At 43.4% G+C, this 23,966-nt stretch carries 19 protein-coding genes; 14 read left to right on the plus strand and 5 right to left on the minus strand.

Annotated elements, in window-relative coordinates:
• The first annotated feature begins 238 nt into the window (after positions 1-238).
• Together pseB and pseC are read left to right on the plus strand one after the other, a co-directional pair.
• On the plus strand, positions 239-1,240 hold the full coding sequence (gene pseB / locus SHAL_RS07170) for a UDP-N-acetylglucosamine 4,6-dehydratase (inverting) (RefSeq protein ID WP_012276499.1): 1,002 nt from the start codon (positions 239-241) through the stop codon (positions 1,238-1,240).
• The gene (gene pseC / locus SHAL_RS07175; RefSeq protein ID WP_012276500.1) at positions 1,237-2,385 is read left to right on the plus strand and encodes a UDP-4-amino-4,6-dideoxy-N-acetyl-beta-L-altrosamine transaminase; all 1,149 of its coding nucleotides are present in this window, start codon (positions 1,237-1,239) and stop codon (positions 2,383-2,385) included. Before pseB ends, pseC begins: the two co-directional genes overlap by 4 nt.
• Before the next feature lie 42 nt (positions 2,386-2,427).
• Here the strand turns inward: pseC and SHAL_RS07180 are convergent, their stop codons facing one another.
• Together SHAL_RS07180 and SHAL_RS07185 are read right to left on the minus strand one after the other, a co-directional pair.
• A complete protein-coding gene (locus SHAL_RS07180) occupies positions 2,428-3,636 on the minus strand; it encodes a cytidylyltransferase domain-containing protein (protein WP_012276501.1) in 1,209 nt (402 codons plus the stop codon).
• Positions 3,637-3,639: 3 nt separating this feature from the next.
• Complete coding sequence (locus tag SHAL_RS07185; protein ID WP_012276502.1) at positions 3,640-5,589, minus strand: polysaccharide deacetylase family protein; 1,950 nt, start codon at positions 5,587-5,589, stop codon at positions 3,640-3,642.
• A gap of 353 nt (positions 5,590-5,942) precedes the next feature.
• On the opposite strand from SHAL_RS07185, the gene SHAL_RS07190 reads away from it, so the two are divergent.
• The 6 genes from SHAL_RS07190 (at position 5,943) to SHAL_RS07215 (ending at position 12,976) form a co-directional block, all read left to right on the plus strand.
• A complete protein-coding gene (locus SHAL_RS07190; RefSeq protein WP_012276503.1) occupies positions 5,943-6,923 on the plus strand; it encodes a PseG/SpsG family protein in 981 nt (326 codons plus the stop codon).
• Between the two features lie 117 nt (positions 6,924-7,040).
• Positions 7,041-7,964, plus strand: coding sequence for a class I SAM-dependent methyltransferase (locus tag SHAL_RS07195; protein ID WP_012276504.1), 924 nt, complete (start codon positions 7,041-7,043; stop codon positions 7,962-7,964).
• Positions 7,965-7,995: 31 nt separating this feature from the next.
• A complete protein-coding gene (locus SHAL_RS07200) occupies positions 7,996-9,207 on the plus strand; it encodes a methyltransferase domain-containing protein (protein ID WP_012276505.1) in 1,212 nt (403 codons plus the stop codon).
• 2 nt (positions 9,208-9,209) lie between these two features.
• Positions 9,210-10,988: a 1-deoxy-D-xylulose-5-phosphate synthase gene (locus SHAL_RS07205; protein WP_012276506.1), complete on the plus strand. Its 1,779-nt coding sequence runs from the start codon at positions 9,210-9,212 to the stop codon at positions 10,986-10,988.
• Complete coding sequence (locus SHAL_RS07210; protein WP_012276507.1) at positions 10,988-11,740, plus strand: SDR family NAD(P)-dependent oxidoreductase; 753 nt, start codon at positions 10,988-10,990, stop codon at positions 11,738-11,740. Before SHAL_RS07205 ends, SHAL_RS07210 begins: the two co-directional genes overlap by 1 nt.
• Before the next feature lie 3 nt (positions 11,741-11,743).
• Positions 11,744-12,976, plus strand: a complete 1,233-nt coding sequence (locus tag SHAL_RS07215) for an ATP-grasp domain-containing protein (RefSeq protein WP_012276508.1) — start codon at positions 11,744-11,746, stop codon at positions 12,974-12,976.
• A gap of 106 nt (positions 12,977-13,082) precedes the next feature.
• Here SHAL_RS07215 and SHAL_RS07220 read toward each other — a convergent pair whose 3' ends face one another.
• Positions 13,083-13,943 carry an N-acetylneuraminate synthase family protein gene (locus SHAL_RS07220; protein WP_012276509.1) on the minus strand — a complete coding sequence of 287 codons (861 nt, stop codon included), beginning with the start codon at positions 13,941-13,943 and terminating at the stop codon, positions 13,083-13,085.
• Positions 13,944-14,492: 549 nt separating this feature from the next.
• On the opposite strand from SHAL_RS07220, the gene SHAL_RS07225 reads away from it, so the two are divergent.
• Positions 14,493-15,245 (plus strand): class I SAM-dependent DNA methyltransferase, encoded by a 753-nt coding sequence (locus tag SHAL_RS07225; RefSeq protein WP_012276510.1) that lies wholly within the window; start codon positions 14,493-14,495, stop codon positions 15,243-15,245.
• Positions 15,246-15,623: 378 nt separating this feature from the next.
• Positions 15,624-16,889, plus strand: coding sequence for a dicarboxylate/amino acid:cation symporter (locus tag SHAL_RS07230; RefSeq protein WP_012276511.1), 1,266 nt, complete (start codon positions 15,624-15,626; stop codon positions 16,887-16,889).
• Positions 16,890-16,985: 96 nt separating this feature from the next.
• On the opposite strand, the gene SHAL_RS07235 is transcribed toward SHAL_RS07230, so the two are convergent.
• Both SHAL_RS07235 and SHAL_RS22360 read right to left on the minus strand, forming a co-directional pair.
• Positions 16,986-18,332, minus strand: a complete 1,347-nt coding sequence (locus tag SHAL_RS07235; protein ID WP_049763870.1) for an alkyl/aryl-sulfatase — start codon at positions 18,330-18,332, stop codon at positions 16,986-16,988.
• A 91-nt stretch (positions 18,333-18,423) separates the two neighbouring features.
• Positions 18,424-19,257, minus strand: coding sequence for a helix-turn-helix domain-containing protein (locus tag SHAL_RS22360; protein ID WP_012276513.1), 834 nt, complete (start codon positions 19,255-19,257; stop codon positions 18,424-18,426).
• Positions 19,258-20,139: 882 nt separating this feature from the next.
• Between SHAL_RS22360 and hydA the strand changes: the two genes are divergently transcribed.
• From hydA to hydG, 4 genes are all read left to right on the plus strand, one after another.
• Entirely contained in the window at positions 20,140-21,372 is a 1,233-nt protein-coding gene (gene hydA / locus SHAL_RS07245) for an iron hydrogenase large subunit HydA (RefSeq protein WP_012276514.1), read from the plus strand.
• 14 nt (positions 21,373-21,386) lie between these two features.
• Positions 21,387-21,707, plus strand: a complete 321-nt coding sequence (hydB, locus tag SHAL_RS07250; protein ID WP_012276515.1) for an iron hydrogenase small subunit HydB — start codon at positions 21,387-21,389, stop codon at positions 21,705-21,707.
• A gap of 13 nt (positions 21,708-21,720) precedes the next feature.
• The gene (locus tag SHAL_RS07255; RefSeq protein ID WP_012276516.1) at positions 21,721-22,401 is read left to right on the plus strand and encodes a cytochrome b/b6 domain-containing protein; all 681 of its coding nucleotides are present in this window, start codon (positions 21,721-21,723) and stop codon (positions 22,399-22,401) included.
• Positions 22,402-22,492: 91 nt separating this feature from the next.
• On the plus strand, positions 22,493-23,935 hold the full coding sequence (hydG, locus tag SHAL_RS07260; RefSeq protein ID WP_012276517.1) for a [FeFe] hydrogenase H-cluster radical SAM maturase HydG: 1,443 nt from the start codon (positions 22,493-22,495) through the stop codon (positions 23,933-23,935).
• Positions 23,936-23,966: the final 31 nt, after the last annotated feature.

The raw sequence follows: 23,966 nt of genomic DNA on the forward strand, positions 1-23,966 counted from the left end.
TTTTAATACCATCTTTTTAAATAAATAGGAGCTAGCTCCTATTACATTGCTTATTTAGTGGTATAAAGAACTTTTCTGGTCATTCGATGCTGTAGCTAGTATGTTTTTCTATAGTTTACAGCTGATTCTATCGATTAGGGCTGCATTTTGTGGCATGTATTTTGCCGCATGCAGAACTAAAGATACGCCAGTGATATTTTTTTGACAGCTTATATTTGAAGGGCGATGGTGACAAATAATGTTTAATAATAAATCAATATTGATAACGGGTGGTACAGGTTCATTTGGAAGAATGTACACTAGAACCATCCTTGAACGTTATAAACCTAAGCGTCTTATTATATTCTCACGTGATGAGTTAAAACAGTACGAGATGCAGCAGGAGTTTAACGAGCCTTGCATGAGATACTTTATTGGTGATGTCCGTGATGGCGATAGACTAAAGCAAGCGTTTCGTGATGTAGATTTTGTTATCCACGCTGCAGCACTTAAGCAAGTTCCGGCAGCAGAATATAATCCTATGGAGTGCATTAAGACTAACATCCATGGTGCTGAAAATGTGATTAAGGCTGCTATAGAAAATGGGGTAGAGAAAGTCATTGCACTATCAACGGATAAGGCCGCTAATCCGATTAATTTATATGGTGCAACTAAACTTGCTTCTGACAAGCTTTTTGTTGCAGCTAATAACATTGTTGGCGAGGGCCGAACCCGTTTCTCCGCTGTACGATATGGTAATGTTGTAGGCTCTAGAGGCTCTGTGGTACCGCTATTTAAAGCAATTGTAGCAAGAGGCGAAACATGTTTGCCCATAACCCATGAAGAGATGACGCGCTTTTGGATCTCTTTGCAAGATGGCGTCGATTTTGTGTTAAAGAATTTTTCTCGGATGCAGGGAGGCGAAATTTTTGTCCCTAAGATCCCTTCAGTATGCATTACCGATCTAGCGAAAGCTTATGCTCCCAATTTAGAGCATAAAATTATTGGTATTCGCCCTGGAGAAAAAATGCATGAAATCATGTGTCCTGCCGATGATTCGCATCACACCATAGAGTTTGAAGATCATTTTGTGATTACACCAAGCATCTCATTTTTTGGCAGAAGCAATGAATATTCGGTCAACATGTTAGGCGAGCAAGGTCAACTTGTTGAGTTAGGTTACGAATATCACTCTGGTAATAATCCCCATTTCCTTAGTCCGGATGAAATTCTCGCTTTGGATGAGAGCCTAGGTTTATGATCCAATACGGGAAACAACATATTTGCCAAGATGATATCGATGCTGTCGTGAATGTGTTGCAGTCTGACTTTTTGACCCAAGGACCGCAAGTTCCATTATTTGAGTCGCGGTTATGTCAGTTTACTCAAGCCCAACATGCGGTAGCGGTTAATAGCGCGACCTCAGCGCTCCATATTGCCAGCTTAGCCCTTGGTGTTGATAAAGGGGATATTGTTTGGACTAGCCCTATTACATTTGTAGCCTCATCTAACAGTGCGCTGTACTGTGGCGCAGTTGTAGACTTTGTCGATGTTGAGTTGGCAACGGGTAACATGGATATGGCTAAGTTGCGTCTCAAGCTAGTCGATGCTAAGAGGAAAGGTTTGTTACCCAAGGTGGTGATCCCAGTTCATTTAGCTGGGCACTGCTGTGATATGAAGTCTTTGGCGCAGTTGGCGGAAGAGTATGGTTTTAAAGTGATTGAAGATGCGTCTCACTGTATCGGTGCTAGCTATGACGACAGTCCCGTTGGTAGCTGTCAATACAGTGACATTACAGTATTTAGTTTTCATCCGGTAAAAATAATCACCACAGCGGAAGGCGGAGCGGCTACAACCAATGATGCTGTTTTAGCTAAGTCTATGCAGTTACTGCGTAGTCACGGCGTGACTCGTGACGAATTACATACAGAGCATAGTGATGAGCCTTGGTACTACGAGCAACAAGTATTAGGCTTTAATTACCGAATGACGGAGCTTCAGGCTGCGTTAGGAGTCAGTCAGTTTAAACAATTGACACAGTTAGTCAGCCGTAGAAATATCCTTGCAGACTATTACTCTGAGCGATTAAAAACGCTAAATATTGATTTTGTAGCACCCTGTGAAGACAGTTATAGCGCTTGGCATTTGATGATAATCTTATTACCAAAGGACATTGATAGAAAAGCTATTTTCGATCAGTTACGAGAGGCGGGTATTGGCGTTAATGTACATTACATACCTGTGCATACTCAGCCTTATTATGGCCAATTGGGCTTTAAAGTGGGCGACTTCCCTGCATCTGAGGCATTCTATCAACGCATTATTACTTTGCCATTACACCCACAACTAGAGTTCGCTCAACTCGATTATATTTGTGAGCAGCTTAAGTCTTTTATACCTCGATAAACTAGGCTCAGAGGCGTTAATAGCGGCGATCACTGATAGCCGCTATCTTATTAAACTCGTTATGAGTTGTCTGAGTGCATTTAGTGTCAACTCATTAATTAAACTATCTTTACTATTGGTCTGATTTTGTTGGTTATTTTTCCTAATGAATGCTAATGCTTGCGACTGTCCACTATGCTCTTCTGAACTATAAAACTCAATAACAAGACCGTTACTACCAGAAAACTCATGCTTAAATTGCTCGAGTTTATGTTGTAATTGAGAAGGAATGAGGCAAAGAGATAAGCGCTTATTGTCATGTTTCAATGCTTGGATAAATAACTGTTCATCACAATAGGTTTGGATGTTTTGTGACAATGTGGCCTGAAGTGACTCTTTGGATAGCACATGAAGCTGAGTACCTAAGCCGTAGTGCTCTTGCAGTGCAGAGCCAAGTTTTACACTGAGCTGATATAAGGCGTCATCAGGCGCTTGATAAACACAATAAAGTGAGACTGATTGATATTTTTGATCTGCTTTTTTCTGCTTAACATGGGCATTTATCTGCCTAAGTGAAGCTTCTTTTTTGAGTGTTTGCACTACCCATTTAAGTGACACTATAGAGTCGGAGCCATGCTTCTGACCCCAGCGCTGATATATCTGCTGCATAAAGCGATAATCGGCATCGGTATCAACAGATATCCTATGTTCAACGCCTGAAAAGTCATCGCTATCTTGGATGGAGAGGGCGGTAAGACAATGGCGCCTTTGATTGGCATATCCGACATGTTCTTTTTCCATCTCGCTAATGCTATTAACAAATAAGCTATCCCAACCTTGGCGCGTATAAAAAGCCATTCCTTCGTGTATAGAGCGTACATTTTGCGCCAGTGCGATACTGTTTGCGTCCGGGTTTTGACATAATTGGCTAACGGCGTGATCGATAAACTCGGGATCAATAAGCGGGCAATCTCCACAAATATACACTACAAGATCAGCTTTATATTGCTCAACGACCTCATTTATCCTTCCCATCAAGTTGTTAACGTCACCGGAATAGGCGACACATTGGCTATTATTGTTAGCCCACTCTATGAGTGGTCGATTGAAATCATCCAAGGTGGTTGCCAGTACGATATCTGTTAGTGTCTTACAGCGTTCGAGACGATTCTGGATATGCTGAATGATAGGCTTCCCAGCAAGCGGAAGTAGATGTTTTCCTGGGAGGCGACTCGAGTTTAGTCGAGCACCAATAATTGCAATGACGTTCATGACTTAACTGATATCCGTTTTAAAGCATGGGGTGATCTGATAGCTGAAATTCAAAAGCTGGCCATCTGCTTTGAGTGTTTCGTCAGCCTCGGAGAGCGAAAGCCAGGCTCGGTTTAAATAACTGTCGTCAATTGCCTGACTCGATAGCATGGGCAGAGCCGCACAGAACTCGGGGGACCAGCTGATTTTAAGACCTAGATTGTCGACCCCTGTGTAGAAAACCCCTTCTGTTGCCCCTAAGGCACTGTTGGCGGAAACAATCGATGAAACAGGGCTACCATGATTGAAATCTTGTTCTGCGTGATAAATCTCTAATAAGTTGCCGCCATTATGACAGGCAAACCAATTACGCTGTTTGCTATTAAGCAGTGTAAGGTAGCCTAGTCTGATAGTAGCTTCGGGTCTGTGTTGGTTTTCAAAATCAAAACCACACTCAATCTGTTCGCCTTCGAGCCGGTACCATTTAGTCAGCTTACCCTGTGGTGTCATGATCTCGGTGCTTATCAATAGGTTTGTATCGGAATGATTAATATTAAAATGACACTGACTTAAATCGGTGACTCTGTCCCTCTCACTATATCGCTCCATGACTAAATGGTTTGAATAAAAATCAGCAGCATAACTGATATGATCAAAAAAACCGTGGGGGAGTGTTCCTATAATTGGCTCAAAATTGTGACGTGCAAAAGCCAGTGACTTTATCGCCATACCGCGCTTGCCACTTAGTACCAGCTTAAGCTGAGGATGCTCAACGGTGAGAGTGTTACGTTCGCTGCAGTGATGAACCTGATAATCACTTTTGGCTGTGTTGGCCGAGTCTAAGTTCGCTTTTGGACCGGCGATGACAGTCGGATTCGAAACAACGGGGTAGTAGTTTAGTAATTCTTGGTAACGTATAGAAGTTAGGTGTGTGCGTAAATCACTAGCCCAAAGTCGGCACAGCTCTCGCCATTGTTGTTCACTGACTAGGGGGGTGTCTTTTAACGCTAAATACTTTCGGTAGCATAGGCTATTAAGGCTGAGGTCATTTCGACCACTAAGTGCCCAGCGAGTCACGTTGTATTTGGCCTGCTTTTTTACCGATATTGGATGAGCGGGAGTTTGAACTTTAAGCCGAGTGTACTGTGCTGAAGGCGATAATAACTCACTAGGTGAAACCCAGCGGTAATGTTCTTGTTCTTTAATTGCAGTAAATAACAGTTCAATACGTTGCCACTCATCAATATCGAGTTTAGTTTCGGTGCTAAAACGCCCGGGTCGATAATTAAATACTTCGGCGTCACTGCCATATAGCGAGAATGCACTTGCGTCGTTTGTGGCTCTAGCTAGGAATTCGAAATATTCAATCGAGGTCATTTCATCATGGGCATAGCGCTGAAATTTCTGAAAAGCGACTGCATGGTTCCAGATGACCTTGATAGTGCGTCCTGAGGCGGCAATAAGTTGCTGTGGTTGATAGCGAGACGACTTAGCCCAATCAGCATTGTGAGAAAAGGGGTTATCCCACTCAACAACAACGGCATCAAAGCCACAGTCGATGTAGCAATCTAATAAGCCTGCTGATACAGCTTGCTCATTGATATAAGCAATCTTAGGTAGATAGCCTAGTAGAGCTTGATAGCTTTTCTGGCCAAGTAACAGGTTTTGCATATTCACTTTAGAAGGAATAAGTGGACCTATGATCTGGCTATCTCCGCTGGCGATAAGCTCACAGTGATTATCTTTGAGGAGAGATTTAAATTTTGCTATCCAGCTCGGGTCAACCGCTTGAATGCATTCTAAAGTGTAGGCCGTGAGTTCAATCCCTAAAGGGATACTGTTACCTTCTATTAAGTGTAGCAAGGGCCAATAACACAGATCGACTACTCGCTGGTGTTCGCTATTGTCGATAGAAGAAAACGCTAAGTTTAAATGAAAAATTGCGTAGACATTTGGGATCAGGGTGTTGGCCATAGGGACTCTTAGCGCAATAAAACTTTTATTATATGTATTGATAAACAGCTTTATAGCTGTCGAAGAATTTTAGTTTAAGCATAAATGAGAGGATTCTCAATCACTAGTCACTGGAATTACCTTGGCTATGATAACAAAAGAAAGTCGTGAACTAAGTTGAATCGTTGCTTTTAGCTGCATCTATTTTATCGTGTTAGCAAATTAATGGCTATAAGCTACCGTTTAAGCTACAAAAGTGTTAAAAATGCAGTTCATTCAGTCGTAAGCAGATGACTCCTTTATTTTCGAGTGCTTTGTTTTAACCTGACGGGCGGCATTTAACCTATGGGTACGAATATGAGTACTAAAACAATATGACTGTTCAACATGTGATGTTTCGCTGTGATGCATCAATCCAAGTCGGAATGGGTCATATCGTACGCTGTATCTGTTTAGCCAATGCCTTTATCGAAGCCGGTCACCGGGTTACTTTTGTCATTAATAATGACGTCATTGCTATACAGGCTCTGGCAGGACTTAACCTTGATATGCAGCTGTTTAAGCAGGCTGACTATTTAGAATGGTGTCAGCAGGTCATCGAACAACAGCGCCCCGATATATTTATCGGTGATATCCGAGATGGTCTACCAATACAGGCGGTTGAGATGATGAAACAGGCTAATATCTTGACCGTCGCAATCGACGAGCCTAGTGATTACCGTTTAGCTTGTGATTTACTGTTTTATCCACCGAGCCCGTTGGTTGAGGCGTTAAATTGGCAGGGCTTTAATGGCAAAAGGTATGCTGGTTGGGAATACTTGCTCGTAAGGGAGGAGTTTTATACACCATTTGTGAAGTCTTGTAATCAGCCACAGAAGGTGCTGGTTATGATGGGAGGGACAGATCCCCAGCGTTTAACTTTAACCGTTATTGAGCATTTTCGTCGATTAGATAGCCAGTTAGCCCTACATGTCGTTATTAAAGAGAGACATCCCGATTTTGCTCAATTGAGTAGACAACAAGGGCAGTCTGTAAATTTAACCCTGCATTCCAACCCCGCAAATATAGCAAAGCTAATGCGGCAGATGGATTTTGCCGTTATTACTTTTGGTATGAGCGCATACGAACTTGCTGTGCTAAAAGTACCAGCATTTCATATTTGTACCCAGCCTGATCATCACATTGCTAGCCAAAGCTTTGTTGACAAACAGATTGCCAAGTCGATTGGTGTCACTGAATTGGACAAAATTTGTTTATTCGATTCTAAAGGTTGCTCAATTTCGAGTGGTATCGATAATATTATGAGTAAAATACTCGCGGCTCGATTTGTGCAAGTAAATGATTATCCTTCTTAATGCTAATGGTTTAGTCAATATGCCTCTCGCACTACTTTTAGTATTTTTTTATCGTCAAAATTTTATCGGTATGCATTTTGCTTGTCACAGCTAATAATGCGTAAAGGAGAAGTAAACATGGCAGGCTCAAACCGCGATGCTCAACAGCACACTGGTAACGTCATTGACACTCGTCATGGCTTCGATGTCATAGATTGTGAAGTATGTGGTTTTAAGCATGTCTCGCCTATGCCTACGGCACAGGAGTTGGAGCAGGTTTATCGTGAAGAGTATTACACCAAAGATAAACCTTTGTTTTTAAGTCAAAGCAGAGAAGATGCCATCTGGTGGGAACGCGTGTTTGCGGACCGATTTGATACTTTTGAGGCGCATTTGCCCGCGGGAAATAGAAGAGTTTTTGATGTTGGCGCAGGTCCGGGGTTCTTCCTGCACCATGGGCAGCAACGTGGCTGGATAACTCAAGGCATTGAGCCCTCAAAGCAAGCAAGTGCACATGCTAAAGAACTCGGGGTGGATGTGATTAGCGATTTTTTAAGTCCTGATAGCGTAAGCAATTTTGAGCCTTTCGATGTGGTTCATGCTTGTAACGTTCTAGAGCATATTCCTAATCCTATCGAGTTACTCGAGTGTATTAACTCACTCGTTAAAGATGGCGGCTTGTTATGTATCTCCGTTCCCAATGATTACAACCCATTCCAAAAGACCATCAGGGAGGTCGATGGACTCGAACCCTGGTGGTTAGCGCCGCCTCATCATCTGAATTATTTTGATGTCAACTCACTGACTCAATTGTTGAATAACTCAGGGTTTGATGTCTTCTTGAAAGAGTCTAGTTTCCCGATAGATATGTTCTTGTTGATGGGGGATAACTATGTCGGTAACGATGAGTTAGGCAGGGCTTGTCACAAGAAACGAATGAAATTTGAAATGAGCCTTATCGAGTCTGGTCAGAATGATCTGAAAAGGGCTTGGTATCAATCCATGGCTGAAATCGGTGTCGGCAGAGAGATCTGCATCTACGCCCGTAAGCGCAGTAGTTAATGCAAAATGAAGCCGCTTAATAGGAATTAACATGATAAAAACAAGAGTATTAGTGCAAGCCAGTTCACGCTCATGGGCTGGTGGCGTCGATATCTGCATGGGGATGGTAGAGGGCGAGATTGCCGTTGTTCGAACCATTCGCCGTGTCTTGAGCCACTTTACCGATTTAGATGTTGTCTTGGTTGCTCCGGAGTTTGATCGTGGTGGAGAGCTCGATGAGATCGTTAAGCTTATCGATGATGAACGTCTCTCTCTGTATTACGGCCACGATGCGAGCCCGCTTAATCGAATGATAGATGCTTGTTCAGATTTAGCCGATAGCGATTATGTGATCAGAGTCGATGGCATTCATTTTTGCTTCGACCCTCAGGCAAGTTTAGCTATGCTAGATATCGCCATCAGTGAGCAATTGGATTGTATTAAGTTACCCGATGATTTTCCTGTGCATTTTACCTCAGAAATCTTTCGTATCGGCGCACTAAAAGCTATTAATAATGAACTCACTCAGCCTGAGGATGCCAAGTTTCTCGTGCACCCTAAGTGCTACTTTTCGATGAATGCTCAGCGATATAGAGTTAAGTTCTTAACAGAGTTACCAAGCTATGCTGATGAATACTTGACTGAGTGTCGCCACTTAGCTACACAAATTTATGCGATCCCGCGTCAAGAGGTGAATGAGCACCGTATTGTCTCTGGTGACAGATTAGGCTTTCATTACGAGCTCGCCTTACAGCATCTTAAGTCTGATATGAAGATTATCGACATCGCCTGTGCCGATGGTTACGGTGTCAACATTATGGCGAGTCATTTAAAAGAGGTTCATGGAGCCGATTTAGATGAGCTGAGTGTGGAATTTGCGAAGAAAAATAACAGCGCTGCCAATACCGATTACTTTGTCGAAGACATCACAAAGTTGTCTTTTGCCGATGAGTCCTACGACGCTGTAACCAGCTTTGAAACCCTTGAGCATGTACCAGAGCATGAGTGCTTAAGTGAAATCAAACGCGTGCTGAAACCTGGCGGTGTCTTAGTGTTAAGTACCCCTCAAAATAGCATAGGCCATATCCCTGTTAACTCTTGTCACCTTATTGAATATTCTCTCGATGAGCTGCTGGCACTCGTTAACCAGTATTTTATTGTCGTCAAAGTGATCGGTATCAAAGCGGGCATTATTTATGACGAAACAGACCCTTATGGCACCAATACTGTGCTTATCTGCGTAAAGCCTAATAGTAAGGATTGATAATGAAAACCCATCAATTAATTGTGCCGACTCTCAATGAACTGAAACAGCAGTCGGCGGCGCAATTAACCCAATTAGCCGAAGATATTAGGCAGTTTCTTATTAGCAATATTTCTGCGACTGGTGGACACATCGGCGCTAACTTATCAGTGGTAGAACTCACGGTTGCCATTCATGCACTCTTTGACTCTCCAGCTGATAAAGTGATTTTTGATACGGGTCATCAAGGTTATACCCATAAGATTTTAACGGGTCGCGTGGAAAATTTTGCCACATTAAACCAATATCGCGGCATGAACCGATTCGTTGCCAGAGATGAAAGTGAGCATGACGCAATCGATGCGTCACATGCAGGTACTTCACTCTCTATTGCGTCAGGCTATGCCAAAGCCCTTAAGCTGACTTCGCCGGCTAACTATGTTGTTTCTTTGATCGGTGACGGCTCGATGGTTGAGGGCATGGCCTTCGAAGGGCTTAATTACTGTGCTGAAGATAAAGACAGTAAGCTTGTGATTGTGCTTAACGATAATGAAATGGCGATTGCGAAGTCTGTTGGAGGAATGCGCAATCTTACAGCAGGGGAAAACTGGCAGAGCAATAGCCGAGCCTTCTTCGAAGGGATGGGCTTTGCCTATCTGCTGGTCGAAGATGGCCATGATATGCCGGCTCTGCTTGAGCAATTAGCTGCAGCGAAGCAGTTAGCGCGGCCAGTGATTGTTCATGTTAAAACCGAGAAAGGTAAAGGCTTAGCCTGTGCGAAAGATCATCCCTATAAAATGCACTTCTCCATGCCATTCGATGCTGCTACTGGTAAAGGTGCAGCTGCAACGGTTGTGGGGCGCACCTACGCGGTTGTTGCGGCTGAAGCACTGAAGCAAAAGATGACAACGGATGACGATGTATTTGCCATGACCCCAGCTACCCCTTATGCATCATCATTGGATGAGTGCTTAGCACTGTTTCCTGAGCGTGCACTGGATGTGGGAATGGCTGAGCAACAAGCGGTAGGTATGGCTTGTGGTCTAGCACTGGGTGGTAAGAAGCCTGTCGTCTGTATGCAAACGACCTTCATGCAGCGTGCCTACGATCAGCTTATTCATGATGCTTGTTATATGGATTTACCTGTGACGGTATTTGGCGTTCGTGCTGGCTTTGCTGGATATGATGGCGCGACCCACCACGGAATTTATGATATTCCCTATCTGCGCTCATTCCCAAATATGCAGTTGGTGTACCCAGCAAGCTCTGCAGCATTAACAGAACTGATTGAGAAGCGACTCGACAATCCTCAGGGACCTATGGTGATCCTCTATCCCTATGAGCCAATTCCAACTCCAGAGCCCGATACTGGTTTGATTGAGCCTTGTGGCTTATCTGTCCCAGTGCAGGGCCGTGATGGCTATTTAGTCTGTTTGGGTAACCGTTTAGTTGCGGCATATGAGCTTAAAGCACTATTGGAAGCGCAAGGCAAAGACTACGGCATCATCTGTGTGCAATCGATTAAACCTTTCCCTGCTGAGCGTTTCGTTGAGTTAGTTGCACCAACAAAGCACCTGATAACACTTGAAGAAAGCGTGCTTAATGGCGGTTTTGGCTCTCTAGTGCTAGAAACCCTTGCTGATGCAAACTTATCTATGCAGGTACTAAGAAGCGGCGTTGATGACAAGTTTGTTTATCCAGGCAGTAAAGATGAGTGCAGCGCCGAGTGCGGCATGATGCCAGGGCAGATCATTGAGCAAATTGCACAGCAATGGCCAAACTATTTAGGAGTGAACAAGTGATGCGTTTAGCCGGTAAAGTCGCAGTTATTACTGGATCTTCAAGAGGCATTGGCGCCGCGATCGCACAGGAGTATTGCGCTCAAGGAGCCAAGGTGGTGATCAATTATGTTCATAGCGAAGCGCAAGCTCAGGCGTTAGCCGATAAGCTTAATCAGGATGGACACAATGCCATTGCTATTAAGGCTGATGTTACCGAGCGAGCCGAGATAAAGCAGCTATTCGAACAGGCCGTAGCCGCTTTTGGAAAGATCGATATCTTGGTCAACAATGCGGGGATCAATAAGCGTGGTTGGTTCGATGAGGTGACCGATGAAGCTTGGGACGAGATAATGGGAGTGAACCTTAAAGGGCCATTTATCTGTTGCCAAGAAGTGTTCCCTTACATGCAAGCGCAGCAAGGCGGCCGCATTATCAATATCTCATCCGTAGCCGGACAATACCATGGTCCTAAAACGGTTCACTATGCGGTATCTAAAGCAGGACTCAATAGCTTAACTAAGGTGATTGCCCGCTACGGTGCGGAGCACAATATTCTTGTTAATGCCGTTGCGCCCGGGATTGTTCGTACAGATCAAACTGCCGATGAGATAGATAGTCCTGCTGGGCGAAAAGTGATCGATATGACATTGCTAAAGAAGGCGGCTCGTATGGAAGACATCACCAGTGCTTGTGTGATGCTGGCCTCTGATGAGCAGCAGTATATGACGGCTCAGGTACTCGCTGTGAGTGGCGGCGCCATTTTAGGAGCTTAATGGATGTCGCTAGCCAAATGTCATAAAACAGTATTGCTACTTGGTGGTAGTCGTGATCAGCTATTTTTGATCAAAACAGCAAATAATATGGGCTTACACACGGTCGTTGTCGATGCGAACCCTGCATCTCCAGGCTTTGCGATTGCCGATGATTATGCTGTTGTCAGTACCATGGACTTAGAAGCCTTAAAAGCTTTTGTCGATGACTACCAAGAGCAGCAGCGAAAAATTGATGCAGTGTGCGTTATGGGCAGCGATATATCACAATATGTCGCTCAGTTGGCTGAATATATTCGGGTGCCACATATTCCAATCGAAGCGGCAATGATTACCACCAATAAGCTTAAGATGAAGCAATGTTTTGAGCGCCATGGTGTTGCAATTCCTTGGTTTTGCTTATTAGAAAATACCGAGCATTTAGCGGATATAGCAGCTAAAAGAGGGCTACCGTTAATCATCAAGCCACTCGATCGTTCAGGTGCCAGAGGTGTGTTTTTACTGACACAGGACTCGGATTTGTCAGCGCTTTATCACAAGGCGAAGAGTGAGTCTTTTGCTGGTGACGTTATGGTGGAGGAGTACCTTGCAGGGCCTCAGATCAGTACCGAAACCATCATGTATCGTGGGCAAGCTTATACACCTGGTTATGTCGATCGTAATTACGAAATGTTAACTCGCTTTGCACCTAATATTATTGAGAATGGGGGGTGGCAGCCAAGTTTAATTCAAGGTGAAAAAAGAGCTAAGGTTGAAGCTTTGATTGAGCAAGCGGCTTTGGCTCTTGGCCTGACAGATGGCGTGATTAAAGGGGATATCGTTTATACCGATGTTGGCCCGAAAATTATTGAGGTTGCAACCCGTCTAAGCGGTGGTGATTTTTCTGAAAGCCTGGTTCCTTTAGGTTTAGGGATTAATTACGTCGAAGCGGCGCTGAAAATAGCCTTGGGCGAGCCACCAGAGTTAGAGAAGCTAACTCCAGTTATCGACCAAGCGGTAGCGAATCGTTACTTCTTTCCCAAGCCTGGAAAAGTCACGTCTATCTCGGGAATTGAAGCTATTCAAGCTGAAGACTTTGTTAAGAAGCTTGAGATCTGGTATCAAGTGGGTGATGTCGTGCCTGAAACCACCAGTCACGCCAGTCGATTCGGAGTCTTTATCGTCACCGCCGATGATCGACAGCAACTGGAGCAGAGAATTAAATGGGTGTATGACACCTTGAAGGTTACTACCGTATAGCAATTAATAAAAAGCCCTTTTAAGCGTACTTAAAAGGGCTTTTTATTAGAGTCGAGATCCGTTTCGCTATAAGCGGTTAGCCCTGAAAATTTTAATTCTAAAAGCTTTATCCCTGAAAACTGTCACGGATCCGTTTAAAAGGTCTTAATCCATCATCTGGATCGGCGCGCCACTCTCTATCTGAAGATTCACAGGGTACAAACTGTTTGATAGAGCTACCATCGATCTCTTCGATCAGTTTTGCACCTCGAATAACGGGGGCAATCTGTTGCGGTAACCAGCAGTGTCCAGCAGCGTATTCTGCGCCTTGCTCATCGAGGTCAAGGTGAAACTCAATGGTATCGGCCTGCCAGCGATGAATCGCGCGATTGAGCACCGCAGGCGATACCGTATGATCAGACCAACCAACTTTGACGCCATATCGCTCTCTAAAGCTTTGTAATACGGCTAAGTTGCACTGTTCTTCAGGAGTTGGGTAAGCTGAAACACAGTGGAGTAGAGTGATATCTTCAGCCCCATGTTCCTTTAAGGTGGCAATTGCGCCATCTATCTCTTCAATGGTTGCCATGCCGCTAGAGATGACAACGGGCAATTTGGTCTTAGCGCACTCAATTAATAAATCTGTCCACAGTAGTTCGTATGAGGCTATTTTGAAAAAGTGCACGTAAGGTTCTAGCTCTTTTACGGCCTTTAGATAGAAAGGGGTGCAGGAAAACTGAATGTTAAAGTGCTCACAGGCTTCCCGTAGTGCTGGAATAAACTCGACCGGGAGTTCCCACTCTTTTCGGTCTCGGTGCATCTCGCTTTTTTCAAGGATCTCAGGCGAAAACAACTCATCAATTTTAAAAAGTTGAAATTTAACCGCATCGCAGCCAATCGCTGCGGAGGTTTCAATAAACTCGATACAGCGATCTAAGCTCTTATGGTGGTTGCTAGAGACTTCTGCAATAAATAGGGGATGACTCATGTATTCAATTTTCCTATTTTCCGAGGATGAAATAAGTGCTGTAAGTTTCAGCTAAACAAGCATGTTGATTTTATAGTGATATCTGGAAGAGGATACCACACTCTAGAGAATTGACTGGTGAGAATCTATCCCATCAGTAAGTGCATTCACCATTTTATCTATCGACCATTTGTCAGGTTATTTTAGGGGTTTTGGCAAAATTAAGGTGAGCCAATATAGATAAGATAAACTGGGCTCTGTGTGAGCTCATAAAACTCAACGATTCACTAAGCAAGGAGTGGGGCTTATGCCGAGTGTTAATTAGGTTAAGTCATGCTTATTTAATTGTTTCGCTTCGTCATATCGTAAAATATATATGCAAAGTGCAGTTTGTATTGTGAGCCATTGTTGGCAACCACTATCAATTGCGGTTTTTCTCCCATGACCATAGGGTTGCAATGTCTAACCTCTTGTATTGCTCCCTATGTTCATAAAGGCTAATTTATCTGCTTCGCAAATGCGGGCAATTAGTATAGTATGCGCCACCCTAAAAATTCACGGTAAACCCCCTTGCTCACAACGCAAACCAACGCTCTTTATACTGACCTATCTGGTTATTATGACTTAATGTGTGCCGATATAAACTATCAAGCACAGAGCGACTGCATTCGCCGTCTGCATCAGTTATTCGGTAATAGAGGCACACGCCACCTAGATTTGGCGTGTGGCACTGGCCCGCATGTTCAATATTTTATTGAAAATGGCTATCAAAGTAGCGGCCTAGACATTAACCAGCCGATGCTGGATATCGCTAAGTTACGCTGCCCCGACGCAGAGTTTGTCTGTCATGACATGGCTAACTTCACGGTCGATGAACCATTAGACTTGATCACCTGTTTTCTCTACTCAATCCACTACAGTGATGGTATCGAAAAGCTTAAAGAGTGCATTGCGAGCGCGCATACAGCGTTATCGGCGGGTGGTATGTTTTGCTTTAACGCGGTTAAAAAGAGCAGGATTGATAACAGCTCGGTGGTTAGTCATAGCGCAAGCCATGAAGACAGTCAGTTTGTGTTTAGCTCGGGTTGGCACTACTCTGGAATGGGTGAAAGACAGGCATTAAAACTTAGCATTCAAAAAACTACAGGTGAGGTCACTCAGTCATGGCAAGATGAGCACCCTATGGTGGCTGTTGGTTTTGCTGAGCTTAAACAGTTACTGCAACCTTACTTTGAGGTGCATATGTTTGAGCATGACTATGACAGGCTTATGCCTTGGGATGGCGTCTCTGGTAACGCCATATTTGCCTGTGTGAAAATCTAGTACAAGCAAAGTTGAAGATGAGTACAGTATCATTCGGCTGAAACGTTAAGTTGAATATCGAATGATACTGGGCAGCAGTACTCTTTGACTCACTTTTGCTTGATGCTACTTACCTTATAAGGCTGATGAAGAGTCTTACACCGTAAATCCAATCGCTCAAAAAGCAGATTATTACCAACTGGTAATAGTGATTTACTGATATAGCCAATTATCATTTTCCCCACGTTCCCTATAATCCTGCCCCCCTGACCCACTTATTAGGCACGCAATAGCTTGAACCGCGATTGACTACCTATTCGTCAGTTGTTAAATACTAACTCTTTGCTATAGAGCATTAGCTCCTAGCTCGAAATCAATTAAGTTAATTTGGAATACCCCATGTGGAATAAAGTTCGCGGCTCTCTGCCACTGCAGTTGGTTTTGGCTGCAGGCGCTGCCTGGCTATTCGCAACCTCGCTAACCTCTCTTGCTCACCCTAGCGTGATAGCCGAAGTTGAACGGCAAGCTTGGTATCAATTTTTAATGTTGGGTAAAACGGTCTATATCGGTTTACTGAAGATGGTCGTCGGTATCATGGTGATGCTGTCGTTAATCGAAGGGATCAGCAACATAGGCGCGATAGCTAAGCTTAAAACCTTAGGCGGGCGTACGTTAGCGTTTTACACCTTTACCACCATGATTGCGGTAAGTCTTGGCTTAGGGGCATCCTTACTGCTGCCAGCTTGGCAACCGCTGACCCAGGCTGTGCCTTTAGCTGAGGGGGCTACGTTAATTGGTGAGCAGGCAGCGAGCGGCGGGGCGATTGCGACTAAGCTGCTGAATATGGCCTTAGTTAACCCTGTTGCGGCCATTGCTAGTGGCAATCTGCTTGCAGTGGTGGTGTTCTCTTTCATGTTTGGGATATCACTATTAACAGCATTACCGGAAAAGCATCCGCTATTCGAGGTGATATCAGGCCTTAACAAAGGCATTAACACCATGGTGGGCGGTATTATTCGCCTGTCTCCACTGGCCATCTTCGCTATCGTTCTGGAGTTTTCCCTTAAAGGAAGTACGGCTCTATTTAGTCAATTAGCGCTGTTTGCACTTTTGGTTTTTGCACTAACCATGTTCCACGGGCTGGTGGTGTTACCTAGCTTGGCAAAGCTGCTGACTGGGATCAAAATATCCACGCTGTTTAAAGGTATTAGCGCCCCTTTAGCGATGGCCTTTGCGACCTCATCGAGTGCTGCAACCCTGCCTTTGTCGATGCGAAGTGCCCAGGAGCTTGGCGTATCACCCACCACTAGCAGTATGGTGTTACCGTTAGGGTCAGTGATGAATATGGACGGTACTGCGCTATTTGAAGGTGTCGCCGCGGTTTTTCTCGCGCAGCTATTTGGCGTCGATCTGACAACATCAGGCATAGTGATGATCTTTATCATGGCGATGGTGTCTTCTATTGGTGCCCCTGGAATGCCATCGGGGTCAATGTCGGGCATGCAGTTGGTGTTGCTTGCAGCAGGGATCCCCTTAGAAGCGATCGCAATCTTGCTGATCATTGAAAAGCCGTTAGATACCTTCCGCACTGCTGTGAATGTTGAAGGCGATATCATCGCGGCCCTAGTCATTGATAAGTGGCAACGAAGCGAAGGTAATAACTAATACCAAAGCCATGTTCAAAGTATTAAGGTCATCTAAGACGTTAATTTAGCCATCTTGAGGTTGAACCACAAAAGGGCTGCTTAGGTGACCAGCTGGTTACTTGCCTTGTTCTAATTCGTTGGCATAGGTGAAATAGTAATTTCGGTTAGGCGCGTTATATTCTCTTGCTGCCATTGCTCTAAGAGCTGCAATTTTGGACTTTTTAACTGCTTGTTGATCAATATTATCAAGATAGCTGAGATGGTCTGCTAATACTAAAGCCCATTGGTAGTTTTCAGTTTTCATTGCATCATTAAACTGCTTAAATAATTCAGCGCTTCCGCCAGCGAGCTTAGCAATATTTTCTGCACTTTGTTTATGTGATAACGGGTTTAGGTTGGTTGGATTACCGTCAAACCAACCTAGCATGCCAGCATAGATGGCTCTTGAAGCATGGGCTCGTGTGCCATAAAACTCAGTAAGGTAAGGTTTGTTTTGTAAATGCTTAGGGAGCTCGATACTCTGAGCGACCGTGATAGGATCCCATCCTTTATTCATTCCAGCTGTTGTCTGCTCAAATACCGACTGAATTGCTTCACTGTAATCTTGTAATGCTGTTGTCGCACTGTCTTGTCCGATAATGGGAGTGGTATGTCCGCCAACAAGTACGCTTGGTTCAAATTCAGCCATTTGAGCGACAGAGTTAGCCCAGGTTCTTACATCGCGATAGGGTGTGCCTCGAATAGCGTAAAGATTGGGAAATGCCTGATAAAAATTGTCACCACTAAAGAGCACCTCTTGCTGTGGAAGCCAGACGAACATCGCATCATTGGTTTCTCCTGCGGCGGGGTAAATTTCAATATCAACACCGGAAATAGTGACTTTATGTGGTTTGCTGATGGTAAATGTTGGAGCGATAAACCCTTTTCCTCGGTCATGGTCGATAGTTACAGCCGCTGCCACACCTCGGTTACTCTGCTCTTCTTGTGGTAATAGTCTGCCAAATTGGCGAATGTCTCTTAAACGCATCACGGTATCAAGTGATTTATCAGTACCATGATGGTGGCCCATGTTGCTATGGCCTATTACTTCTATTTTATTCCCTTCAGCAAAAGATGCAGCACCACCAGTATGGTCCCCGTGGCTATGAGTGTAAATAATTGCCTTAACAGGTTTATTTGAGTATTTCCTAAAATCATTTAGTGCGTTGCTGGCGCTTGTCGGCCCCATTAACGTATCAATAATAATGACGCCGTCATCGCCAACAATCATGGAGGTCGTTGCGCCGTGATAACCAACAGCTGTGTAAACATTTGGCGCGACTTTTACAATCCGCTTTTCAAAATGCTTCTCATGATTTTGCAGCATCGATGTTGCCAGTTCTGGTTCTACAAGGGTTGAAGCTGATAACGGGGCACAGAATAGAGAAACAATGATGGATAAATTACACAGTCTGAGATTCATTAAGGGGGCCATTTACTTAGTTAATATATTGATATAGTAATGACATTAAATGAAACCTAGCAGGTTAAACTTGGGCCGAAAATGGTAAATGTTACAATCGGTGCTGACGAAATTGTTTAGGAGAGATGCCGGTGTGACGATTAAAAAATTTGACAAAATTAGTCGTTTCATCAAAGCCAAGATGTTCAGATAACTGATTGATATTCAAGCTTTCAGTGACTAAAATTCGCTTAGCTTCCAGTATTATTTGATTATCAATGGATCGCTTTAATGTATTACCACTGGCTTTTAAGCAAATATTATTGAGTTTGCTATAACTCATAGCCATTAATTTAGCATAATCTTTAGCATGCCTTGTTGTATTCATATTATTGTAAACTAAAGTGATAAGCTCTTGATATTTAAATTTTTGCTGTGGTTCTGTAATGAATTTTTTCTGTGTTTGACTGATATTTACCAGAAGATTAGTGAATAAGAGTTTGTTGCTGATACTAGGCAAAGCAGAGTGCTGCTGCAGGTCAATAAGCTCAAGTGTGCGGTCAATAATTTCTGAGAGAGCCTGATCTGGCTGCCAAACGGGCGCTTGCTTACAGAGTTGTAGCGGATCATCAGGCAAGTAAGATTTTATTTCTTGATAGTACGCCTTAGTGAAAATAATCACTTCTCCACAAGGAGTGTTATTGAAGTCGTAGGCATGCACTTGTCCGGGAGCGATATACACCATGTCGCCAGGTTTATATTCATAGTTTTTAAAGTCAATACAATGGCTTCCGTGACTCTTGTGCCGAAGTAAACAGTGAAAGTCTACACGATGTAAATCTGAAGGTGCTGGCGAATAAAGTTTGCTTCTTTGAGTGAAACTCTCTAGAGAGAACAGTTCCATTTTTTCATGGCGTTCCCGATACATTACATTAGGTATATTCATTATATGTTTATTGAAAGTTTTACTATTTCAGCTTCATCAGTATGATGATTATATTCATAAAGGTGTTTATTATTAATATATTAGTGATAAAAGTAACGGTGATATCGCATTTTATTTATCATTTATTTATTATAAGTGAACTGTTCATTCACAACTAATTAAGGTGTCGATTATTAATTAATGCCTTAGTTGGTATGCGTTACATAACCACAATCTAATAACCGACACCTTATTAACATGCGCCTCATAAACTCACGTCTCACCTCCTTTGTTAAGTCGACGCTTATTAACTTACTCCTTATTAATGGGTTTGTTAATTAATGCATTATTAATGCGGCTTATTGATTTACTCCTTACTAATGGATTTGTTAATTCACGCTTTATTAATGCAGCTTATTAATTTACTCCTTGTTAATGGGGCGGTTATTTCACGCCTTATTAATGCAGCTTATTAATCTTCGCCTTGCGGATTTCGGAGTGACCAATAAAATATTTATTATTTTAAATACTCTTGGCCAAGAAATAATTAACATATCACGTGCTGAATCGAACTGTTTGCGTAAGTAAACCTTATTGTAATCAAGGTGTTGGTGGTGGATGTTGTTTTTTAAATTTGTAACAAATAAAACGTAATTACAACAGTTTAGCAAATAAGTATTACGCTGAAATATAAATTACATCAATTAATTAGCTCGGTGGGTCACATTAAGCTTGATTGTTTAAATAATAAAATCCTAATAATTTGATCAGTGAGACATTTTAAGTCTGATATTTACTTTATATTCTGCCGACTTTTTATTACTAACTAAAAATAAAGCCTATTAGAACTAAGGTTTAAACTAACTAGTAACTAATGGCTCATAATAAGGAACGCGTAAATCTATGACTGTCACCACCTATCAACCCGGAGAGATCCAGGGGCTGATTGAGATACAGGCATCCAAATGTAAAGGTTGCGATGCTTGTCAGAAATTTTGCCCTACCAATGCCATCGAAGGCGCATCAGGGGCTGTACACTCGATTAATAAAGAGAAGTGCTTGAGTTGTGGCCAATGTCTCATCAATTGTCCTTTTGGAGCAATTATCGAGACCCACTCTGCACTAGAAACTGTAATTGCAAAACTGGCGGATAAAGACGTTAAAGTCGTGGGCATTATTGCCCCTGCTGTACGTGTTGCCATCGGTGAAGAGTTTGGCTTAGGCACTGGTGAATTAGTGACTGGTAAGCTGTACGGCGCTATGAATAAAGCAGGTTTCAAGATTTTCGATTGTAACTTTGCCGCTGACCTAACCATTATGGAAGAGGGAAGTGAGTTCATACACCGCTTGCACGCCAACGTGAAAGGGGAAGCTGATGCCGGTGCATTACCTCAATTTACTTCTTGTTGTCCAGGTTGGGTTCGCTACCTAGAAACCAACTACCCAAGTTTGCTACCAAACTTATCAACAGCCAAGTCTCCACAGCAGATGGCTGGAACAGTAGCCAAAACTTATGGTGCAAAAGTTTATGCCATGCAACCAGAAAACATTTTCACTGTTGCAGTTATGCCTTGTACCTCTAAAAAAGTAGAAGCGTCTCGTCCAGAGTTCAATTCAGCTTGGAAATATAATCAAGAGCAGGGTGCCAATGTAGCAGAGTATCGAGATGTTGATGCTGTACTGACCACTCGTGAAATGGCGCAGCTGTTAAAGTTACTAGAGATCGACCTAGCAAAAACACCTGAATACGAAGGCGATAGCTTATTCTCTGAATATACTGGCGCAGGTACCATTTTTGGTGCGACAGGCGGTGTAATGGAGGCTGCGCTGCGTACAGCACACAAGGTTTTGACTGGCGATGAAATGGCCAAACTTGAGTTCGAACCTGTACGTGGTTTAGCGGGTGTAAAAGCTGCATCTGTGACGTTATTTGACCAAAGTTTATCGCAAGATGTCACTGTTAACGTGGCGGTTGTGCATGATATGGGGAATAACGTAGAGCCGATTTTACGAGACATAATGGCTGGCATTTCTCCTTATCACTTCATTGAAGTGATGAATTGCGCTGGTGGTTGCGTAAACGGCGGTGGCCAGCCTATTGACGGCAATGGTTCATCTTGGATTGGTAATATCTAATAAGGAGCAACACCATGAACAACAAAAAGCATGTGTTTGCTGAAGATAGTTTTTTTATATCCCGTCGCAAATTTATGGCCATCGGTGCGGCTTTTATCGCAGTAATGGCGATTCCAGTAGGCTGGTTTGCAAGCAAAGTGGCCAAGCGAAATGACTATATAAAAGCACGTAGTGCAGGTTTATATAAAGATGATGCGATTGCTAAGTTACGTGTGAGTCATGCTAACCCAGCGGTTGAAAAGTACTACAAAGAGTTTGGCGGTCAGCCACTAGGACATATGTCCCACGACCTGCTGCACACTCACTTTGTTGACCGTACCAAGCTGAACTCTTAATGGAGATGAGATAATGCATCATAACTCGCATGACATGAGACCTATTCAGAAACACCCTCTTAATGTAAGAGTGTTTCATTATATTTTATTACTGAGCTTTTTACCGTTAGCAGCTACTGGATTACTATTGTTTTTCAAGCCACTATCGCAAGAAGGTATGCAATTAACCTATGACATCCACATTATTGCTGGTGTTGTATTGAGTCTAGATGCACTCGCATTTACTGTGATAGCTTTCGATCGAGTGGTGTTATTTATCGCTCGAGTATTTAGCTTGTCAGAACGCGATGTGAAATGGTTTATGGTATTAGGTGGCTACCCACAGAAGTTTTTGTTGGGTAAGAAAGTTCCTGTACCACCAATGAACAAATACAATTCAGGTCAGAAGTTATTTGGCGCCTGTGTGTTAATCGGCGGCACCCTGTTAATACTATCAGGTTTAGTCTTATGGTTGGTGCCACATGTGGCTCCGCGTGATCTAGTATGGCTATTAGGACAAATCCATTTAGTTGCAGGTCTTATTCTAACGGCATTCTTACCAGTACACTTATTCTTGGCTGTCTATCGATTTGATGATTTCAAGGCGATGATGGTTCACGGTAACGTGCCTTATCACGATGCTGCAGAATACACACCATTGTGGGTTGAACAGGAAATCGTTCCCGTTACCGCGAATCAACAGCGCAACAAATAAGTTGATCTTCCCCACCTTCTAACGACAAAGCAGTAGTTACCTTTAGGTAGCTGCTGCTTTTGATTGCTATACAAATAGAGTTTTACCGGTTATGACTACAAATGAACACCCGCATTCAATCTCCATTTCTCACTACGATGCTAATAAGAGTTTTATTGATGAACAAGCTATTTGGGCTGCGATAAATAACGCCGCGAGTCCCTCTGCAGAGCAAGTGCGTCAGGTTCTAGCTAAAGCTCGTCAATGCCAAGGCCTGAGCATTGAAGAGACAGCTTTGTTATTACAAAACCAGCATGAACAATTAGATGAGGAATTGTTTGCCGTCGCTCGAGAGGTAAAAAATACCATTTACGGTAACCGCATCGTTCTGTTTGCTCCACTATATGTATCCAATCATTGTGCCAATAGCTGCAGCTATTGTGGCTTTAATGCAGATAACCATGCACTTAAGCGCAAGACGTTAAATCAAGAAGAAATTAGAAAAGAAGTGACCATTTTAGAAGGGATGGGACACAAACGGATTTTAGCCGTATATGGCGAACACCCACGTAACAATGTCAATGCCATTGTTGATAGCATTCAAACCATGTATAGCGTTAAAGATGGCAAAGGGGGAGAGATCCGCCGCATTAACGTGAACTGTGCGCCGATGAGCACCGCTGATTTCAAAGTGCTTAAAACCGCGGCGATAGGAACTTACCAGTGTTTTCAGGAAACATATCACCAACCCACCTATGAAAGTGTGCATTTAAAAGGTAAGAAAAAAGACTATCTATACCGTTTATATGCGATGCACCGAGCAATGGAAGCCGGTATTGATGATGTTGGGATCGGCGCCCTATTTGGGTTATATGACCACCGATTTGAGTTATTAGCCATGTTGACTCATGTGGCGCAGCTAGAAACCGTTTGCGGAATTGGACCACATACGATTTCGTTCCCACGAATTGAACCTGCACATGGCTCCGCGCTAAGTGAAAAGCCTCCCTATGAAGTGGACGACGCCTGCTTTAAACGCATCGTGGCCATTACTCGCCTAGCAGTCCCTTACACAGGGCTAATTATGAGTACCCGTGAAAGCGCTGGCTTACGTAAAGAGTTATTAGAACTCGGTGTATCGCAGATCAGTGCAGGCAGCCGCACATCTCCAGGTGGTTATCAAGACAGCGAGCAAGATCAACATGATGCTGAGCAATTTAGTCTTGGAGATCATCGTGCGATGGATGACATTATTTATGAGTTAGTGACAGAGTCGAATGCCATCCCATCATTCTGTACGGGCTGCTACCGTAAGGGCCGTACTGGCGATCACTTTATAGGCTTAGCGAAACAACAATTTATCGGGAAGTTCTGCCAACCTAACGCATTAATCACCTTTAAAGAGTATTTAAATGATTACGCAGGGCCCAAAACCCGTGCAGCAGGTACCGCTCTGATTGAACGAGAACTCGCAGCGATGAGTCCAGCTAGAGAACGTAACGTACGTACCTGTTTGGCGAAAACCGAAGCTGGCGAACGAGATATCTACCTTTAATCTGGCATCAAAATTATTTCACTATAGATAA

Origin of the sequence: Shewanella halifaxensis HAW-EB4, assembly GCF_000019185.1 — a bacterium.
GTDB classification, from domain to species: domain Bacteria; phylum Pseudomonadota; class Gammaproteobacteria; order Enterobacterales; family Shewanellaceae; genus Shewanella; species Shewanella halifaxensis.

Bases quoted from the DNA above. Each gene is read 5' to 3' on its own strand.
- SHAL_RS07255 (WP_012276516.1), top strand. From the start codon at position 21,721: ATGCATCATAACTCGCATGACATGAGACCTATTCAGAAACACCCTCTT.
- hydG (WP_012276517.1), top strand. From the start codon at position 22,493: ATGACTACAAATGAACACCCGCATTCAATCTCCATTTCTCACTACGAT.
- SHAL_RS07230 (WP_012276511.1), top strand. From the start codon at position 15,624: ATGTGGAATAAAGTTCGCGGCTCTCTGCCACTGCAGTTGGTTTTGGCT.
- SHAL_RS07215 (WP_012276508.1), top strand. From the start codon at position 11,744: ATGTCGCTAGCCAAATGTCATAAAACAGTATTGCTACTTGGTGGTAGT.
- hydB (WP_012276515.1), top strand. From the start codon at position 21,387: ATGAACAACAAAAAGCATGTGTTTGCTGAAGATAGTTTTTTTATATCC.
- SHAL_RS07235 (WP_049763870.1), bottom strand. From the start codon at position 18,332: ATGAATCTCAGACTGTGTAATTTATCCATCATTGTTTCTCTATTCTGT.
- SHAL_RS22360 (WP_012276513.1), bottom strand. From the start codon at position 19,257: ATGAATATACCTAATGTAATGTATCGGGAACGCCATGAAAAAATGGAA.
- SHAL_RS07195 (WP_012276504.1), top strand. From the start codon at position 7,041: ATGGCAGGCTCAAACCGCGATGCTCAACAGCACACTGGTAACGTCATT.
- pseC (WP_012276500.1), top strand. From the start codon at position 1,237: ATGATCCAATACGGGAAACAACATATTTGCCAAGATGATATCGATGCT.
- pseB (WP_012276499.1), top strand. From the start codon at position 239: ATGTTTAATAATAAATCAATATTGATAACGGGTGGTACAGGTTCATTT.
- SHAL_RS07200 (WP_012276505.1), top strand. From the start codon at position 7,996: ATGATAAAAACAAGAGTATTAGTGCAAGCCAGTTCACGCTCATGGGCT.
- hydA (WP_012276514.1), top strand. From the start codon at position 20,140: ATGACTGTCACCACCTATCAACCCGGAGAGATCCAGGGGCTGATTGAG.
- SHAL_RS07190 (WP_012276503.1), top strand. From the start codon at position 5,943: ATGACTGTTCAACATGTGATGTTTCGCTGTGATGCATCAATCCAAGTC.
- SHAL_RS07185 (WP_012276502.1), bottom strand. From the start codon at position 5,589: ATGGCCAACACCCTGATCCCAAATGTCTACGCAATTTTTCATTTAAAC.
- SHAL_RS07220 (WP_012276509.1), bottom strand. From the start codon at position 13,943: ATGAGTCATCCCCTATTTATTGCAGAAGTCTCTAGCAACCACCATAAG.
- SHAL_RS07180 (WP_012276501.1), bottom strand. From the start codon at position 3,636: ATGAACGTCATTGCAATTATTGGTGCTCGACTAAACTCGAGTCGCCTC.
- SHAL_RS07205 (WP_012276506.1), top strand. From the start codon at position 9,210: ATGAAAACCCATCAATTAATTGTGCCGACTCTCAATGAACTGAAACAG.
- SHAL_RS07210 (WP_012276507.1), top strand. From the start codon at position 10,988: ATGCGTTTAGCCGGTAAAGTCGCAGTTATTACTGGATCTTCAAGAGGC.